The sequence below is a fragment of the Clostridium sp. 19966 genome (assembly GCF_032335695.1).
GTDB lineage: Bacteria > Bacillota > Clostridia > Clostridiales > Clostridiaceae > JACTOJ01.
Window position 1 is genome coordinate 241,796 of sequence record NZ_JACTOJ010000002.1, and the last position, 18,877, is coordinate 260,672.

The 18,877-nt window shown below is 31.6% G+C and carries 16 protein-coding genes; 7 read left to right on the top strand and 9 right to left on the bottom strand.

Annotation, left to right across the window (positions count from 1 at the left end):
- Nucleotides 1-20: 20 nt before the first annotated feature.
- Nucleotides 21-1,334: a helix-turn-helix transcriptional regulator gene (locus IAI10_RS03005; RefSeq protein WP_315671812.1), complete on the top strand. Its 1,314-nt coding sequence runs from the start codon at nt 21-23 to the stop codon at nt 1,332-1,334.
- A 145-nt stretch (nt 1,335-1,479) separates the two neighbouring features.
- Here IAI10_RS03005 and yabG read toward each other — a convergent pair whose 3' ends face one another.
- A complete protein-coding gene (yabG, locus tag IAI10_RS03010) occupies nt 1,480-2,349 on the bottom strand; it encodes a sporulation peptidase YabG (RefSeq protein ID WP_315671813.1) in 870 nt (289 codons plus the stop codon).
- A gap of 140 nt (nt 2,350-2,489) precedes the next feature.
- Nucleotides 2,490-3,488 carry a CotS family spore coat protein gene (locus tag IAI10_RS03015; RefSeq protein WP_315671814.1) on the bottom strand — a complete coding sequence of 333 codons (999 nt, stop codon included), beginning with the start codon at nt 3,486-3,488 and terminating at the stop codon, nt 2,490-2,492.
- Between the two features lie 124 nt (nt 3,489-3,612).
- Between IAI10_RS03015 and IAI10_RS03020 the strand changes: the two genes are divergently transcribed.
- The 3 genes from IAI10_RS03020 to IAI10_RS03030 all read left to right on the top strand — a co-directional run bounded on the left by IAI10_RS03020 (nt 3,613) and on the right by IAI10_RS03030 (nt 6,947).
- Complete coding sequence (locus IAI10_RS03020) at nt 3,613-4,737, top strand: glycosyltransferase family 1 protein (RefSeq protein WP_315671815.1); 1,125 nt, start codon at nt 3,613-3,615, stop codon at nt 4,735-4,737.
- Between the two features lie 142 nt (nt 4,738-4,879).
- Nucleotides 4,880-6,196, top strand: coding sequence for a putative DNA modification/repair radical SAM protein (locus IAI10_RS03025; protein ID WP_315671816.1), 1,317 nt, complete (start codon nt 4,880-4,882; stop codon nt 6,194-6,196).
- 10 nt (nt 6,197-6,206) lie between these two features.
- Entirely contained in the window at nt 6,207-6,947 is a 741-nt protein-coding gene (locus tag IAI10_RS03030) for a TIGR03915 family putative DNA repair protein (RefSeq protein ID WP_315671817.1), read from the top strand.
- A 67-nt stretch (nt 6,948-7,014) separates the two neighbouring features.
- Here the strand turns inward: IAI10_RS03030 and IAI10_RS03035 are convergent, their stop codons facing one another.
- The 3 genes from IAI10_RS03035 to IAI10_RS03045 are packed head-to-tail and all read right to left on the bottom strand — an operon-like array spanning nt 7,015 to nt 9,850.
- Nucleotides 7,015-8,049 (bottom strand): CotS family spore coat protein, encoded by a 1,035-nt coding sequence (locus IAI10_RS03035; protein ID WP_315671897.1) that lies wholly within the window; start codon nt 8,047-8,049, stop codon nt 7,015-7,017.
- Between the two features lie 18 nt (nt 8,050-8,067).
- Nucleotides 8,068-8,826: a spore coat protein gene (locus IAI10_RS03040; RefSeq protein ID WP_315671818.1), complete on the bottom strand. Its 759-nt coding sequence runs from the start codon at nt 8,824-8,826 to the stop codon at nt 8,068-8,070.
- Nucleotides 8,827-8,842: 16 nt separating this feature from the next.
- Complete coding sequence (locus tag IAI10_RS03045; RefSeq protein ID WP_315671819.1) at nt 8,843-9,850, bottom strand: CotS family spore coat protein; 1,008 nt, start codon at nt 9,848-9,850, stop codon at nt 8,843-8,845.
- 166 nt (nt 9,851-10,016) lie between these two features.
- Between IAI10_RS03045 and IAI10_RS03050 the strand changes: the two genes are divergently transcribed.
- The gene (locus IAI10_RS03050; protein WP_315671820.1) at nt 10,017-11,144 is read left to right on the top strand and encodes a glycosyltransferase family 1 protein; all 1,128 of its coding nucleotides are present in this window, start codon (nt 10,017-10,019) and stop codon (nt 11,142-11,144) included.
- Here the strand turns inward: IAI10_RS03050 and IAI10_RS03055 are convergent.
- From IAI10_RS03055 to IAI10_RS03070, 4 genes are all read right to left on the bottom strand, one after another.
- A complete protein-coding gene (locus IAI10_RS03055; protein ID WP_315671821.1) occupies nt 11,137-12,441 on the bottom strand; it encodes an ABC transporter substrate-binding protein in 1,305 nt (434 codons plus the stop codon). The genes IAI10_RS03050 and IAI10_RS03055 overlap by 8 nt on opposite strands.
- Nucleotides 12,442-12,627: 186 nt before the next feature.
- The gene (locus IAI10_RS03060) at nt 12,628-13,785 is read right to left on the bottom strand and encodes a galactokinase (protein WP_315671822.1); all 1,158 of its coding nucleotides are present in this window, start codon (nt 13,783-13,785) and stop codon (nt 12,628-12,630) included.
- A gap of 26 nt (nt 13,786-13,811) precedes the next feature.
- Nucleotides 13,812-15,368, bottom strand: coding sequence for a UDP-glucose--hexose-1-phosphate uridylyltransferase (gene galT, locus IAI10_RS03065; protein WP_315671823.1), 1,557 nt, complete (start codon nt 15,366-15,368; stop codon nt 13,812-13,814).
- Nucleotides 15,369-15,518: 150 nt separating this feature from the next.
- On the bottom strand, nt 15,519-16,538 hold the full coding sequence (locus tag IAI10_RS03070) for a LacI family DNA-binding transcriptional regulator (RefSeq protein ID WP_315671824.1): 1,020 nt from the start codon (nt 16,536-16,538) through the stop codon (nt 15,519-15,521).
- A gap of 235 nt (nt 16,539-16,773) precedes the next feature.
- Between IAI10_RS03070 and IAI10_RS03075 the strand changes: the two genes are divergently transcribed.
- Together IAI10_RS03075 and IAI10_RS03080 are read left to right on the top strand one after the other, a co-directional pair.
- Nucleotides 16,774-17,895, top strand: a complete 1,122-nt coding sequence (locus IAI10_RS03075) for a carbohydrate kinase family protein (protein ID WP_315671825.1) — start codon at nt 16,774-16,776, stop codon at nt 17,893-17,895.
- 97 nt (nt 17,896-17,992) lie between these two features.
- Nucleotides 17,993-18,832: a phosphatase PAP2 family protein gene (locus IAI10_RS03080; RefSeq protein WP_315671826.1), complete on the top strand. Its 840-nt coding sequence runs from the start codon at nt 17,993-17,995 to the stop codon at nt 18,830-18,832.
- Nucleotides 18,833-18,877: the final 45 nt, after the last annotated feature.

An 18,877-nucleotide genomic window follows, 5' to 3' on the forward strand; every position in this document is an offset into this window, starting at 1 on the left:
AAAGGAGTGCAATATAATTTATGCTTTATGAAATATTATCACCAGGGGAAAAAATAAAGAAGATTAGAAAAGACTTTAAAATAAAACAATATGAAATAACGGGTGGGGAAATTACTAGAGAACTCATAAGCATAATAGAAAATGGAAAAAGTAAACTTACTCCAAGCGTAGCTGAAATTATTGCAGAAAACGTAAACAATATATGCAGTGAGAGAAATATAGCTTTCTATTTAACTTCATCATATTTATTGGAAGATATAAATACCCAAGCAAATAAAGTAGCTGATATATACATTGAATGCTTAGGAACTATTGAATATACTACTTCAAAAGATTTCATCACTATCATTAAGCAAATAGAGGAATTTTTAATAGCTTATGATGTACCCGAGAAAAAATTAACAATTTACGAAAAGATCGCTGATATATTCAAAAAAGATAGAATTTACGATAAGAGCTACATTTATTATGTAAAGGCTTATGAAAATTACAATAAATTTTTTACTGATATTGTTTTATTTAATCTGCTGCAAAAAATGGGTACAGTTTGTATTTCTCTATCCAAGTATAGAGAAGCCTTAGATTTTAATAATAAGGCACTAGCGATTCCTAAAGCAATCATTCCTGAATCTTTATCCTACAAAGCTTGGTTTAATAATGCTTTGGCCTACAAAAAACTTAAGGAATATGATAATTGCATAAAAGAAATTCATAATATAGAAGCTAGATTTAAAAATTTAACTAAGCAAAATAAATTTAAGCTTAATGTATTAAAGGCTAATTGCTTTAATGGAAAAAAATCTTATAAAAGTGCATTAGAATTATACAAATTCTTATTAGATTCTGAAGAGAGTGAAGCCCACGAAAATATAGCTCTAGTTACAAACAATATAGTGAATATCTATACAAATTTAAACGATATAGAAAATACTAAAAACTATATGCACAAGCTAATTTATTTAATAGATGCTTTTAATGATTCCATTGACAGCGAGTATCTATGCAATATATACAACCAGATAGGTGAAACGTCCAAAATAATAGGAAATATAGATTTAGCTAAAAAATATTATAGACTATCAATAAATGCGTGTAAAAAATTCAATAACACTGGACTTATACTGGAGCCTATGGACGACTTTCTATCCATACTAATAAATGAAGATGATTTTTCAGAGATAAATAAAATTAAAAATGAAATTTTAGAATTAATAAAATCTGAGACAATCTCTTCCACTAATATGATAATACTCAAACTTATAAATTATTATAATGATGCTGGTAAGCCGGATATTATACAAGAATTGTTAAAGCCTTTGTTAAATGAAAAGTAATTAATAAACTTTTTAAGTTAACTGCTTCTTTTTAGTTTATATTTTTTAAGACATGAAAACATTTTAGCTTTCATGTCTCGCTGGTGAACTACCACGGTTTATAGAAGATGTGATAATTTCTCGCTTTCAGTCAAAACATATCCTTTTATAAAAACGGAGATTTCGGATATCCCTCTCTATACTTTCCTCTAGTCTGCATACCCCCGATGCCTTTAAGTCCAGTAATAGTATTATCCAGCACTTCTTGTATTGGCACTATATTTTCTATATTAGTATAGGCTACTTTTTCACACACAAACACAGGATCTAAACAATGTATTAAAACGCGGCTTGGGGAACTGGCAAAGTTTGCCCCTGCATCTAATATTTTTTCATAACAGGATTGGCACGCTCCTGCAAATATAACCAATTCATCATAGCTTCCCTGCAATTCTCTGAGCACCTTCACTGCCTCAACAAAAAATTGAGAATTTCTATAGTTATTAAGATCACCATAGTCCTTTGCATCCTTTAATATGCTGTCATGTCCAGTGAGCACTACTATATCTGGTTTAACCTCTTTAACTATATCCAATATTTTTTTAGGTTGGTCGTATTCTGGAATAACTTTACCAACAGCCTCTATAGATAATTGCTTATACGCATTTAAGCAATTTTGTAAATACTCCGAATCTCCATCTATATGAAGAACCTTTCCAGGTCTTCCAAACATTAATTCTTTAGATGTAGTACTATGTTTACTAGCTTTTGTTTTTACATTTCTATATCCATCATGCCTGGAACTTAATATTTTTTTTATTGCAATATTAACTTTCTTATTTAAAGCTTCGTCATTTCTATTATGATAATTTTCCTTAACAGGCTCCAAATCTTCTGGTGGAGAGTCTGCTATAAGTCGCAAATTTAAACCTTTTATAACAAACTGCTTACCCTTTCTTGTGTCCTTAATATCGATTATTCTAAAGGTAATGTCCTTTCCATAGGATTTTCTTACCACTGTATCTCCTATATCCAACCTCTCATCTCCACAAATATTGCTTGAATTAAAGAAATTTCCTCATTACATAATATGTATCTTCCATACTTATGTGCAATAAATAATAGGGACGGCTCACAAAATTGATAAGACTATCAATTTTTGTGAACCGTCCCCTATTACTCAAGATATGTCTTTCTAAATTCATCTATAAAATTCAAATATATCTCCTGTTCTTCCGTTAATTCATCAATTTTTTTGGTAAATGTGTTTTGTCCCCAATTAACTTCATTGTAATAAAACCTATTGGAAAGTCTCCAAAACCTTTGAGGAAAAAGCAAAAAAGCGTATAATACCTTATATTCCTCTTCTTTTATAGGATATATCTTATCATAGGCATCCAAAAGGAGCCTGCAGGTTTTTATATCCCATTTACAGCGTTTAAGTACCTTTATCATGAAATTAGATATATCATAAGTTCTTATTTCTCTTTTGCAATAATCAAAATCAATTATGTTCACTCTGTTTTCTTGATCAATAATTATATTATGATAGGTATAGTCATGATGACAAAAATTTTTCTCCTGCTCCGATATTTCACAAAGTTCCATATACTTTGAATCTTCAAGAGCCCCAAGAGCTTTTTTTCCCATATCCTTATAAAATTGAATTTCTTTAATATATTTCAAATCAAAAGTAGTTTTTGACGTTTTTTTTCGCGCCATCTCCCTCATTTTATCAAAGGATTTAATTCTCTTCTCCATAAGATGCGGCCATCGTCCCAAATCAGTTTTTAATTTACTGTTTTCAGGAGGCTCATATCCTTTGGATGCCAAGTGAAGCAAGGCTAAGTTTTCCGAAGCTGCCACCAAATCTTCTTCTTTTTGAAAATCACATTCTCTTCCGTCTATCCATGTGGATAAAGTATATATATCTTCATTTACCAAAGCATAAGGCAATCCTTCCGTATTAAGATAATATTTATCCACATTGGTATATCCATTTTTGATGAGATGTTCTTTAGCTCCATAAACAAACAGCAGCTTTTGAACTCCATAATTTATTTTCTTAAGGCACCTTAGCCCGCTATCCGTCTTTAAATAATACACTCCCTTATTAGGTCTGATACTTTCGATTTTAATATTAAATTGTCTTTCTATTTCAAATTCTCTCATCATACCACCAATCACCTCCCATATAATTTATATGTTAAATAATTAATATTTAATACAAATTCTATATAACACTTTTGCTTTACTGTTAATATAATGGATTATGACTATTACGAAAGGATTAACCAGTATGAAAATCGGCATTGATGGAAGAGCAGCCAAATGGTATAGAGGTACAGGTATAGGAAACTATACTTATCAAATAATAAATTCGATAAACAATTTGGATAACTCTGATGATTTTCTTATGTTTATGCCAGAAAATTGTGATACAGATATAAAATTTAATAAAAACTTTTCTGTAAGAAATATAAGTGAAAGACCAAGTACAAATTTCTGGAATGAAATAAATATACCCAATATTCTTCAAGATAATGAAGTAGAAATATATCACGTTCCTCAAAACGGAATAGGTCTCCCCTTGGAGAAAACTTGTAAGATGATAATCACCCTGCATGATATCATACCATACAAAATGCCAGAAACAGTTGGTCCAAACTATTTAAAAATTTTTACTGAGCAGCTTCCTTATCTGATTCCAAAATGTGATGGAATTATAACTGTTTCAAATTATTCTAAGGATGACATCGTAAAATATTTTAACTTTCCAAAGGAAAAAATATACGTCACTCATTTAGCACCTGAAAAGATATATAATCCTAGAAACAAAATAGAAAGTAAAAAAATTCTTGAGAAATACTATGGTATATTAGGAGATTATATATTATATGTAGGCGGATTTAGCCCAAGAAAAAATATAATAGGTCTCATAGAAGCATTTTCAAAATTAAATGCTATCTATGATAATCGATTAAAACTCGTCATAGCCGGTAGAAAAGGAATATCCTATGATATATATAAGAAAAAAGCTGAAGAACTTAATCTTGATAATTTAGTTATATTTCCGGGCTTTATCCCTATAGAGCATATGCCATACTTGTACTGTGGCTCCGAATTATTTGTTTATCCCTCATTTTACGAAGGTTTTGGTCTTCCGCCTGTGGAAGCAATGGCCTGCAAGGTTCCTGTGATAGCTTCCAATACCACATCTCTGCCTGAAATATTAATGGACAGTGCACTGCTTATAGATCCTTATAATCCTTACGAACTTTATCAAGCCATGTTAAAAGTTCTTGAGGATAGCAAACTTAGACATAATCTTATATCAAAAGGTTTTTTACGAGCTTCTCAATTATCCTGGAATGAAACTTCTGCAAAAACCTTAGAAGCTTATAAGCAGGTAGTAAATAATTAATCTATATTTTTTATTTGCTCTTTTTTAACTCAGTGTTGATTTTTGCACTGAGTTAAAACTTATATGATAAATTCTATTCACAGGCGAACTTACGTTTGCTATAATATATCTATACCAAAAAGAAATTTAAGGAAGTGATATTTTGGAAGTTTTAGATAAACTGCGCATTCTTGCTGATAGTGCAAAATATGATGTATCCTGCAGCTCCAGCGGAAGCAATAGAAAAAACACAGCCGGTGGACTTGGTAATGCAGCTGAAGCAGGCATATGTCACAGTTTTTCTGCAGACGGAAGATGTATTTCACTGCTTAAAATATTGCTAACTAATTACTGCATTTATAACTGTGCATACTGCATAAACAGAGCTACAAATGATATCCCCAGAGCAGCTTTTACTCCTGAGGAAGTAATCAATCTTACTATGAATTTTTACAGAAGAAATTACATAGAAGGACTTTTTTTAAGTTCTGCAGTGTTTAAAACTCCTGATTATACCATGGAACTTTTGATAAGAGTAATCAAAGAATTAAGAACCATACATAAATTCAACGGATATATACATGTAAAAGCTATTCCGGGAGCAGATGAAAAATTAATAAAGCTTGCAGGTATGTATGCGGATAGAATGAGCGTAAATATAGAACTTCCTTCCTCTGCAGGCTTAAAAATTCTCGCTCCTCAAAAGAATAAGGAAAGCATTCTAAAGCCAATGCAGCTTATTCACGGAGGCATAGTTGAAAATCAATATGAAAAAAGCTTTGGAAAACCTTCAAATTTATTTGTACCAGGAGGGCAAAGCACTCAGCTTATAGTAGGTGCTACAGGAGACAGCGACAGAAAGATCTTATCCCTTTCTCAAGGCCTGTATGATAAATTTAAGCTTAAAAGAGTCTACTATTCAGCTTATGTTCCCGTAGCAAAAGGCCCAAATCTTCCAGCTCTAGCCCATCCACCGCTATTAAGGGAACACAGGCTATATCAGGCAGATTGGCTCCTAAGATTTTATGGTTTTAATGCTTCAGAGCTGTTAACAGATAAAAATCCTAATTTGGACACTAAGTTTGATCCTAAGACCTTTTGGGCTCTTACTAACATAGACAAATTTCCTGTAGAGATAAATAAAGCTCCTTATAATACTCTTCTTAGAGTGCCTGGAATAGGTGTGCGTTCCGCTCAAAGAATTATTTCCATAAGAAAAGTTCATAGACTAAGCTTTTCAGACCTAAAAAAAATAGGAGTGGTGCTAAAAAGAGCACAATATTTTATCCTGTGCAGCGGACGATATTATGGTGATGTTAGCTTTGATGACTCTTTAATTAAAAATAGACTTTTAGATAAATCCAAAGAATTCAAAACAATAAGCCAGCAGGAAAGCTTTGAACAACTGTCATTTTTTCCTTCTCTTCCTGCAATTGTAGGGAAAAATGATTTTTTCACTCGTATTCATGGTGAATTTTGAGGTGATGGCATTGAATTTTGTTTATTTATATGACGGAAGCTTTGATGGTTTTTTAACCTGTGTATATGAAAGTTATTATGGTGATAAAAAGCCTATAAAAATAACCTTAAAAACTTCCTTTATCCCTAATTTAATCGAAACTGTTATAGATGTTGAAACCTGCATTGAAAAAGCTTCTAAGGTATTTAATGCTATAGAAACAAAGATTGGCAGGGCTGCTTTAAAAAATATTTTCACAGTATATTTATCCGAGGCAGAAAACTTTGAAATGCTTCTTTTAAATTACATAAGACTTGGCTTTAGGCTTGGCTTTGAAATACATAATCATCTGCATAATGATATAGTGCTTCAGGTTGTTAAACTTTGCAGAAAAGTTAATAATGAAGCTCATCTTATGTGCGGATTTGTAAGATTTAAAGAGTTGCAAAACTCCATATATTATTCTGTTATAGAGCCTGATCATAATATTCTTACTCTCATTGCGCCTCATTTTTCTGAAAGATTAGCCAATGAAAAGTGGATTATTCATGATGTAAAAAGGGAATCAGCTGTACTATATGACACTAAGGAATGGATACTTACCCCTTTTTCAAAGGATGCTGCAAAAGAATTTTTTTCTGAGAGGGATGAATTCGAAGTGCTTTGGAGAACTTATTACAAGACCGTGGTCATAAAGGAAAGAACAAATCCTAGGCTTCAAAAGAGAATGATGCCGGCTAGATACTGGAAATATATAATCGAAACTTTGTAATTAGCCCCATATATGTAACTTAACTTATACATATGAAACATCATAATGTATAAGTTAATTTTCATATTTATTTCTCATTTATGATGCATTCCTGAAAACCCTTTAAAAAATCTTCCCTATCTTCCTTATATTCTAATTTTTTCTCAAACCTATCCAAAAACGTATCTTCATCCCATTCTTTTCTTCTGGAATAATAGTCTTTAGATATACTATAAAAATCTTCTGGGAATGCTAGCAGAGCCTTTAAAATGGCTAACTCCCTTATATCTAAGGAATTAGCACTTCTATATGCATTTATAATATCCTTGGTTTTGTCCATGTCAAAAGCAAAATTCTTAATAGCTTTGGTTATAAAATTGCACAAATCATGAACCTTTATATCTACTACTGCATAATCAAAATCAATAAAATATGCTAAATTATCTTTTATTAATATATTGTGATGTGCTAAATCATGATGACATATGGCTATCTTATCTTCTTCGCTGGAAATTTTAAAGTAAGGGGCTTCTTTTAATAGTTCTATGCTTTTTTCTACTTCATTTAAGTAGTAGCCTAGATTAGAGAGATACAATTTATCAAAATCATTTTTATATTCATGTAAGTTAGCTAAGTTTTTAAAAAATATTAATTCTTCATATTTACGTTTAAAATTATCTATGGTCTTACCAACCATATATCTTTCTGATATATGAGTTTTAAATCCTTCTGATGCTCTATGCATCTCTGCCATACCCTTTGCTGCAATGGCTACGTCAATAGGATTGGTGAATTCACATTCCCTAGCTTCTACTAAATCCAGCACACAATATAGTTCTCCATTCCAAACTGTAAAAATTTCACCTTCTTTTGTCCTCGTAAAACTCATAACTCTGTCAAAGCTTTTCCTGATATATTCTACTGCATCGTATATAAATTCTAATTTATCTCTAGAATACTCAACTTTTTTCAATATCTTTTTTCCTTTATCACTGAATATAAGGAATACGTTTCTCAGCGGCACAACATCGTTCACTTTTAAATCAAATCTATTGAAAAGATCAATATATAAATCATATCTGGACAAAAACTTTTTATCACTATACCTTATACTGTCAACTATTTTTGACACCACCTTTCTTTAAATAACGCTGATGCCATCTTTTTCTAAAGCTCTGTATATCTGAGCTTCATAATTTCTACCCTCCAGATTATTTTTATCCCTTCTGTACCTTTCAAAGCACCTCATAGTTTCTGAAGGAAATGATATCATCGCTAATATAAATTTCTCACTTTTACTATTTAGCTGTTCTAAATCGCAAAAATATCTAACAGATTCTTTTATATCGATATCATAGCCCCTTTTCTCAAGCTTTGATAAAAGATAAATTCCGTCAAATTCAACCATATTGAAGCAGCTTCTCTTTAGAGTTCTAACCCAAAGAGTATCTGTTTTAGTTAAATTATCGAACCAAGTATTTCCTAAGCATATCTCTATTCTTCTCATACTTCTGTCTATGATTTCGTAATAGGAGTTTTCATATATGGATTTAATACACTCTTCACCTTTGTCTAGGATTTTTTGGTAACTGCTAAGCAAAACTTTCTCAAAATTATTATTAGCTCCATTCTGAGATATTTTTTTTATATCCTTTTTCAGTTTCTTAATATATACCTTGTATTGTTCAACTTTTTTGCCTGTACAATTTTCCAATTTAAATGCAAAATATTCATCATACCCCATAGTTGCCTTATGAAATTCATTAATCACTCTAAGCTGGCTACATATGTCTTCAGCCGTATATACTTTTTCTTTATTTACCTCTTCATTCGTTTTAAGTACCATTATATTTAAGCTTCTTAAATATTCTTCATAATCCTTAAGAGGCATAATTTTCAATTAAAAATCACCTTCTCTACTTATATTTGAAGTGCATAAATTCTTCAATAAATTCTTGTTTATCATCACTGTCTTCTACTATTCTCAGTAACTTTTTTTCAAAAAAGTCTTCTTCCCACGGCTGTTTTTCCCAATAGTATTGTATGCCTACCTGCCAAAAATCCTGAGGGAATTCCATAAAAGACGCCATTATGGGTATCTCTTCTTCTGAAATTTCATGTACAAGTGAGTAAGCATCCAATATAAATTTAGCACCATCAATATCCCATTTTCCATTCTTCATTCTTCTTAGAAGCAAACTGGATAGATCATGAAGGTGAGAATCTAATATAACATAATCAAAATCAATTACATTTGCCTTACCTTCTATATCAATAAGTACATTATGATGAGCAAAATCATGGTGGCAAAAGCCTCTAAGATTAACTTCCTGCATCATTTTATTGTAGTATTGGCTATTTTCAATATGCTTTATGGCGCATTCCGCCCTAAACATTTCATTCTCTGCATTTTCCAAGTAAAGCTTGTCAAAATCTGTAAGCTCACTCTTTCTTTCTATTCTCCACTTAAAATCCAGTATTTCTTTTCTCCTCACATTAAAGGTTTCAGCCCACTTGAACCACCCTATTCTAGGCTTCATTTCCCTTTCTAACTGAAATCCTCTGCTTTTTACATGCAGCTCTGCTAAAATCTTCGCACTTCTTTCTATATCCACTGGATTATCGTAATTGCTCTCCCTTGCATTAATCCATGGAGTAAGGTATGCATAATAGTTTTCTAAACTTATATACTGCTGTCCATCCAAAGTTTCTATAATTGAAGGCACATTATTAAACCCATTTAAAATAAGATGATTTATAGCCTGCAATATAAACAAGAAATGTCCAAGTTCATATTTAATAACCTTCAGACAGTATTTATGTTCTTTATCACATATCTTATACACGTTCTTAATTTTTTTTATGGAATCTATGTGGATATCATACCTTTTTTCAACCTGGTATTTTAAAAAAGCTGTATCCAAAAGTCATACCTCCAAACTTTTATTCCTTTTTTATTATATGAATGAACTTTATCTTGTGAACCTAATAAATATAAATATAATTTTTTATTATATAGCACATTTTGTGTTCATTAATAATATGTATATTAGCATGAGGTATCAGCATTATAAGGAGAGAGAGGGTTATATGAGAATTGCTATAGATGCAAGAGGTATCAATTGGTATAGAGGTACTGGAATTGGAACCTATACTCAAAACCTGTTAAGTAATATGCTTAAATTATCTTACGATAATTATTTTCACATATATTGGTCCGGTGACAGCTATGATCCATTTTTTTCAGAGAATTCGAAAATAATAATGACCTCTAAAAGACATCACCGTTTTTTTCAGCAAAGTTATATTCCAAATAATTTATTAAAAGAAAATATAGATCTTTATCACGTGCCCCAAAACGGTATAGGGCTCTCAGACAGCATTAATTGTAAAAAAGTAATAACTGTACATGATCTTATCCCTTATATAATGCCTGAAACCGTTGGTAAAGGTTATCTTATGCAGTTTCTCAAAGAGGTTCCGCAGGTAATACAAAACTGTGATGCCATTATTACTGTATCAGAATGGTCAAAAAAGGATATTCTTAAATTTTTCCCTATAAATCCGGATAAAATATTTGTTACTCCTCTTGCCACAGATATGAAATATAAGAGCATGGATAAGAACTGGTGTAAATATATATTAGAAACTAAATTTAATATAACAACTCCCTACATTCTATATGTAGGAGGTTTTTCTCCAAGGAAAAATGTAAAATCACTGATAATGGCTTTTTCTAAAATTTATAATAATTTAGATAAAGAGCACTCTTTAGTAATAATAGGTTCCCTTAGAGATGAAGGTATTGTCTTAAAGGAACTAACGGAAAGCCTTGGTATTAGCTCTAAGGTAATTTTTACGGAGTTTGTAGAGGAAGATTATCTCCCTGTTCTTTACAATGCCGCTGAGGTTTTTGTATATCCTTCCCTGTATGAAGGATTTGGACTTCCTCTTTTAGAAGCTATGAGCTGCGGAGCTCCAGTTATTACATCCGATATTTCTTCCATCCCAGAAGTGGTTAATGATGCTGGAATTCTTATAAATCCATATGATAATTCTAATCTCATAGATGCACTGGGAAATGTATTATCCAATGAAACTCTAAGAAATGAGATGAGTGAGAAAGGATTAAAAAGAGCTTCTCAGTATTCCTGGAAGCTCACTGCTGATAAAACTCTTGAGAGCTACTCAAAAATTTTACAGGGTGATATCAATTAACATCACCCTGTTCATTAATTTTCTTATTTAAATCCTGAAGACTTGATTCCATATCTGCATTCTGATAAATAATTTTACTTTTTGCATCAAAAAGCATGGAACTGAAATATTCATAATCACCAAAGTACTTTATAGAGGTTTGTTCAGATGCCTCCTGCATCAAAAATCTCCACAGCTTTTTTTGTCCAAAATTATTGCTGGAAGAATTAAATGCCGGAAGATATCTGAAGTCATTTACTGAAGAAAGGTTGCCGGTTGTAGATAAAGCATTAATATTCACAGTGCTGTCGCTTACTATAAATTTTGCAAATTCTAAAGCCGCTGAATTTTCCGTATCACCCTGACTTAACATAAATGAACTCTCATCGCCCTCTACGCTATTTTTCCCGCCTGCTTCTAAGGCTGGAAGCCTTTCTATATCCCAACTGAAACTAGCATCATCAAATATAGTCTTAAGTAGTCTGCTATCTGCCAGCATACTCAAAGCTTTTCCCTGCTTTAAATCCTCTAATTCATTTTTTGAATCACTCTCATCATATATAAGATTACTAGCTTTAAGACTTTTAATTATGCTAATTGCTTTTGCGCTATCGCTAATATCCACACCAGTATCGCTATCTACAAGCCCTTGAGAAGACTCCCTTAATATATATTTAAGCAAATTGTCGCTATTTTCTTTACTTAACGCTATCATTTTTAAAGATGGATTTTTTCTTGATATATCCTCTCCAGCTGCTTTAAAATCTTCCCAGGTTTTAAAATCAAAAGGATCCATGTTATATTGATCACATAATTTTTTATTGTAAAGCATGACTATAGGATTTACTGTCCATGGAATGGCATATATTTTACTATCAAAGGTTAGTTCATCTAACCTCCAGCTAAAAATAGAACTTTTTAGGCTGCTGATAATATTTTTTAAATCTTTAAACTTGTCTGGGTATTTATTAATAAAATATGAAACATTTTCTGTTTTAGTTTCAATAATATCTGGTATATCTTTACCGGAATTTAAATTTTTTTCGTAATTGTTTTTTATTTCTTCTTCAGTTAAAGGAATTAAGTTTATATTCACTTCTGGATACTTTTTTTTGAAGCTTTCTGCGGCATTTTTTATAATATCCTCAGAGGTTTGGTAACACCAAATTGTCACATCACCTTTTAATTGAACTGCAGGTTTAGTAGTATTAATGATATTGGAAGTTTTAGTAGTGCTATAACCGCAGCTAACTAATATAGCTACCAAAAGTACTGCTATAACCAAAATATGTACAGTCTTTCTTTTATATTTAAACATATTCTCACATCCGATATATAATATAATTAAGTCATCCTAAGTTATTGTCGGCTTTTAATATTATACAATAAATATCATCTATATACCACCTATATTATTTTTCCAATGCGAGTAATCTTATATGCTCAAATATAAAAGGGCAGAAAAGTATGCGATACTTCCTCTGCCCTTTCTATATTTATAACTCTAGATTTCTACAGAACCATTACCTATTCCACTCATATAGAAGGAAGGCCTATAGCCTATTTTGGATTTATAATTTTCTCCTACAGAACTCTTAAATTCTTCAGTCTTGTTTTTCTTCACAACAGCTATAGCACATCCGCCAAAACCAGCTCCAGTCATTCTCGCACCTATGCAGCCTTCTGCCTTTAATGCTTCCTCTACGATGGTATCTAATTCCTTGCCTGTAACCTCATAAAGATCTCTTAGGGAATTATGAGAAGCTGTAAGAAGCTTTCCAAACTCCTCTAATTTACCTTCATTAAGGCATTTAAAGGCTTCCTTTACTCTTTCATTCTCATAAATTGCATGAGCTGCTCGATTTCTTACATTTTCTTTGTCTAAAACCCCTGCTATCTCTTCAAATTCTTTTGATGAAAGATTGCAAAGCTCCTTCACTGGTTTTACCTCATTAAGCTTGGCTAAAGCTTCATCGCATTCGGCTCTTCTCTCATTGTATTTTGATTCATTCAAGGCTCTTCTCTTGTTGGTATTCATTATAACTAAACAATAATCCTTTAAATCTACATTAGCATATTCATAATCTAAGGTGTCACAATTTAATAGAATAGCTTTCCCCTTCTTGCCCATTCCTACTGCAAATTGATCCATTATTCCGCAGTTTACTCCTACAAAAACATTTTCAGCCTTTTGTCCTATTTTAACCAAATCAACTTGCTCAATCTTTCCAGCATTAAATAAATTATTTACTATAACTCCTATTAAAAGTTCAAGGGATGCTGATGAGGATAAGCCTGCTCCATTAGGTATGTTTCCGCTTATTACAATATCCATACCTCCCACCTTATAGCCCATCTCCTTCATTATTTTTATCACGCCCTTAGGATAATTTGCCCAATCATCCTCTTCTTTAAAAACAATGTTTTCTACATCTACAGAAACCTGCAAATCAAAATTAGTGCTTGCTAAATTTACTTTGTTATCTTCTCTTTTTCTTACACACGCATAGGTACCAAACTCTAAAGCACAGGGGAATACATAGCCTCCATTATAATCTATGTGCTCTCCAATAAGATTAACTCTTCCAGGGGAATGAAAACTTCTAACCTGCCCCTCTCCATATAGCTCTACAAATTTTTCTTTTAATTCTTTTAGTTCCATAATTAATTCCTCCTATATCATTAACTCTATTTTTCTAAATCAAATCCAACACTCTTCATAAAGTTTGTAAATGCCTCAAGTCCTTTTTCATTTTTCTTATAAACACCAGCATCTAAAAGTACTTGTAAGAATTTATTTCCTACTTCCTGCTTCAATATATTTTCGACTTCCATTTTATCAATTTTATTTCCATACTTATTTATAAGCTCTTCCATCCAGGTTTTATGCTTAAATAAATCTGATTCTTCGGACACACTATCCAAGTTCTCATCACCTGTGATTATGTCAGCTATGCTAGCTAATTCCTGTTGAAGTCTTGCTGGTAATACAGCAAGTCCCATAACTTCTATAAGTCCTATATTTTCTTTCTTTATATGATGAAGTTCCTTATGAGGATGAAAAATTCCATCTGGATAAGCTTCACTAGTCCTGTTATTTCTGAGCACTAAGTCCATTTCGTATTCACCCTGTGCATTGATTCTTGCAATAGGAGTTATGGTATTATGAGGTACAGCTTTTTCTTCTTCATAGGTATATGCAAAAATATCTGCTGTTTTATCGCTGTATTCTCTCCAGGCACTAAGTATTTCATTGCTTAAGGATATAATTTCCTTTTTATTATTGCTGTTAAGCCTTATTACAGAAAGAGGCCATTTAACTATAGCTGCTTTTACAGTTTCATACTTTCTATTAGTGAATTTCACTTCCTCTTTTGCTACCTCCATAGGAAATATGTGCTTACCTCCCTGAAAATGCTCATGGGTAAGTATAGAACCTCCTACTATTGGCAAATCTGCATTTGAACCAATAAAATAATGCGGAAATTTTTCTACAAATTCAGTAAGTCTATTAAAGGTATTTTCTGATATCTTCATAGGCTCATGTTCCTTTTTGAAAACTATACAATGCTCATTGTAATAAACATAAGGGGAATACTGAAAATACCACTGTTCTCCTTTTAATTCCACAGGTATAACCCTATGGTTCTGTCTTGCAGGATGATTTACTCTTCCGGCATAGCCAACGTTTTCTATACAAAGCAAGCATTTAGGATATTGAGATTGAGGAAGAAGCTTAGCAGCTGCAATATCCTTAGGATCCTTTTCTGGCTTTGATAAGTTAACTGTTATTTCTATATCTCCATACTCTGTATCCGCAAGCCAGTATAAATTCTTTTTAATTCTGTCCATTCTTATATAATTTGAAGCTTGGGACAAAGCATAAAACTTATCTGTAGCTTTTTCAATTCCTTCCTTTTTGGCTAATTCATAAAACTTATTAACCACTTCAGATTCTCTTGGCATAAATAATCCCATTATTTTAGCATCTAGCAAATCTCTATAATTAACTGTGTCAATTTCTAGAATTCCTGTTTCTGCGCAGTAATCTAATATGCTGTTAAGAATTTCTGTAGGTACATCAAATTTTTCACTAGCTAATTTTCCTTCATAAGGCTCCGATATTTTAAGAAGATCCATCAAAGCATTTCTTGTTGGAATAACATCTAGCTCTTCTATCATTTCATGCTGCAGTGCAAAAGCCAATAATCTTTCAATATCCATAGCACATTGTATTTGCCCCATATTAACATCTCCCTCGATTAAGCTATTTATAAAACTATTTTAATTTTACAGCGAAAATAGAAAAGGTTTTCTATTTTCCTTTAGAAAAAAACGTGATATTCACGTTTTCTAATTTCATTATATACTAAAATCTATACCTTTTCAATAGCTTTAATTATTTACTCTAGAACAACTTTCTCTGACTATAAGCTTAGTTTTTATGGTTATATTCTTTCCTTGTGCAGAATTGTTATCTATTATCTTAAGCATTTCTTCTGCTGCCCTTTTTCCTATACCATTCATATCTAAATCTACTGAGCAAAGCCTAGGATTGCTTATATTAGCTATCATTGTGTTGTCACAGCCTATAATAGATACATCTTGGGGTACTTTTATATCTAAATTGCTGCAGGCATTCATAGCTCCCACTGCCATTAAGTCATTGCAGGCAAATATAGCTGTAGGTATCTCTCCTTTTCTGAGCATTTCTTCTACAAGCTTTTGGGTGCTTTCAACAACCTCTATACTATTTCCCATTCCTACATCCAGTATTTTTTTGTAGTTTAAATTATTGTTATCTAGTGTCTCCAAATATACTTTTTCTTTTATATCATAGGAATAGCTCTTATGCCCTCGTACAAACGCAATTTTTTTATGCCCTAATGAAATAAGATATTCAAAAGCTTCTCTTGAGCCTATTTCTTCATCATAACATACAAAACTGCATTTCTCTCCATGGGGATATCCATTAATAACAACCACAGGCAGATTCTCTGCAATATCTTCATAATATCCACTTTCAATATTTTCTCTTCTAGGATCTATCACGATGATGCCATCTACTTGTCTGGCAATTATATTTTCAATTATGTCCTTTTCTGCAAATGCATCTCCAGTGGTATTAGATAAGGATATGTTATATCCCATATGTTTTATATTTTTTTCTATAGCCTCAACTATGGTTGGGAAAAATATATTTGTTATTCCTGGGACTACTACACCTATCATAGATGTTTTTTTAGTTATAAGGCTTCTCGCCATCACATTGGGCTTATAATTTAACTTTTCTATAGCATTTTCTATCTTTAATCGAGTTTCTTTTTTAACTGGATAATTATTATTTAGCACTCTTGAAACAGTAGTGATTGATACTCCTGCTTCCTTAGCTACATCATTAATAGTAACTGACATATTAACACTCTCCGAAAACCTTTTTTAACTTAGAAATTATGTACTTATTATACTTATTCATTTAAGTGTTTGCAATATTGTATGCTTACTATATTATAAAAAATATTCATATGATATGCGGTTATGTTGAAAAGCCTGTTATTTGCTGATAAAATCTTATTATTGAACTTATAAAGAAGGGCTATGTTTTAAAAAGGATTTAAAACTTTCTTCCATTTTTGAAAGGAGCAAAATAATGAAAAAGGTTCGACAAGAGATAATACAGGAAGTCAATGATGTAAAAGAGTTTGTTAAAAATAAAAAAGTTACTGTAGGTTTGGATGGATTTATAGATAAAATAGTTCAGCCTGTTGAAATGAAGGATTCGGAGGGAAATATCGATTTTTTTGATTATATATCTAGTTTCGGAAATCATATTGTATCCAAAAGCGGTAAAAGCTGCGGAATAGAGCTTCGAGAAAGCTTTACAAAGCTTGGAGGTAATGGTCCTATAATGGCTCACGCTTTCGGTAAGCTTGGTGTGGCTACTGACTGCATAGGAAATCTAGGCTATCCTGATGTAGATCCTGTTTTCAATAAAATATCTTCAAACTGTAAGCTTCATACCATAGGAACTCCCTGTCTAACTACAGCTTTAGAATTTACAGATGGAAAAATAATGTTTTCCCAAAGAGAATTTTTCGATAAAATGGACTGGGATTGGATTAAATCGAAATTAAGCATTGAGGATCTAAAAAATTATTTTTTGAATACTGACCTAGTATGCCTAATAAATTGGACATGCATAATATACCTAAATAATATTTTTAAAGGTATTTTAGATGATATATTTTGTGGAACTGCTAAAAATAAATCAAGAATATACTTCTTTGACTTGGCAGATTTTTCAAACAGAAGTTATAGTGATATAGTGGAAGTCATAAAATTAATTAATGAATTCAATGATTACAATAGAGTTGTTTTAAGTCTTAATGAAAATGAAGCTATGCTTATGTACGAAACACTTTTCAAAGCATCACCTTCCTCTCCAATAAAAGAAATAGGTGAACTCATATATAAGGAATTGAAGATAGACTCCTTAGTTATACATACTTTGAACAACGCTTTAGCTTGGGATGAAAAAAGCTTTAGTGAAAGTCCTAGTCTTTTTATAAAAAAGCCTAAGCTTTCAACTGGGGGAGGAGATAATTTCAATACTGGATTATGCTTCGGACTTTTAATGGGTTTAGACCTTGCCTCTGCAGCTTATTTTGGAAATGCTACCTCTGGATATTATGTTAGAAATGCAGAAAGTCCAACCATAGCTGAAGTTTTAACTACCTTAAAGGATTGGGATAATCTAATAGAAACCCCGTAAATAAGGAATGTTATAAATTAATATAAAAATCTCCACTGATTTAAAACAGGCCCAAATATTTTGATACATTACATTTATTTTATAGAAAGGAGCTTTTATGGAAGTAATAAAATTTTTACAATCATTCCACAACAGCATTCTTGATTACTTTTTTGAAGGAATAACTATGCTGGGTGAAGCACCTACATTAATATTTTTTGTGGTAGTTATATATTGGTGCTTTAATAAGAAAAAAGGCTTCAGAATTGCTTTTGCACTTATTTTCAGCAATGTGTTAAACGGTTCAATAAAGAACTTGGTTAATGAAGTGAGACCTATTGGAAAAGAAGGAATATTTTCTTTAAGAACTGAAACTGCTACAGGAAGTTCTTTTCCCAGTGGACATACTCAAAATACCACAGCTTTTTGGACATCATTGATGATTATTTATAAAAATAAAATACTATATCTGGTTGGAGCTATCTTTATAATTTTAGTGGGTATTTCAAGACTATATCTTGGAGTTCATTGGCCTCATGATGTAATCTTCGGAGCTATTTTGGGAATAATTAGTGTTGCTTTATCCATAATAATAGTGAATAAGATAGAAGAAAAAAGAAATTTGAATTACTGCTTAATTCTTGTGATTCCAGCTTTGCTTGGATTGTTTTTTTTCAAAAGCGAAGATTATTTAAAAGCTGCTGCCCTTTCACTTGGATTTTATCTAGGGTCATTAGCAGAAAGCAGATATATTAATTTCAATCCTAAAGCTGAAGGCTATAAACAAGCAATGAAGTTATTAATAGGTATAGTTGGAGTAGTTTTAATAGAAATAATTTTTAAAAATATACATTTAAAGCACCACATATCTACATTTATTATATATTCTCTTTGGGGATTCTGGTTTATAGCAGGAGCACCTTATACCTTTGTAAAGCTAGGATTAAGCAAAAAATAATATTAATTGCAGAACCTTTATATTAAATGTATAATTTTAGTATAA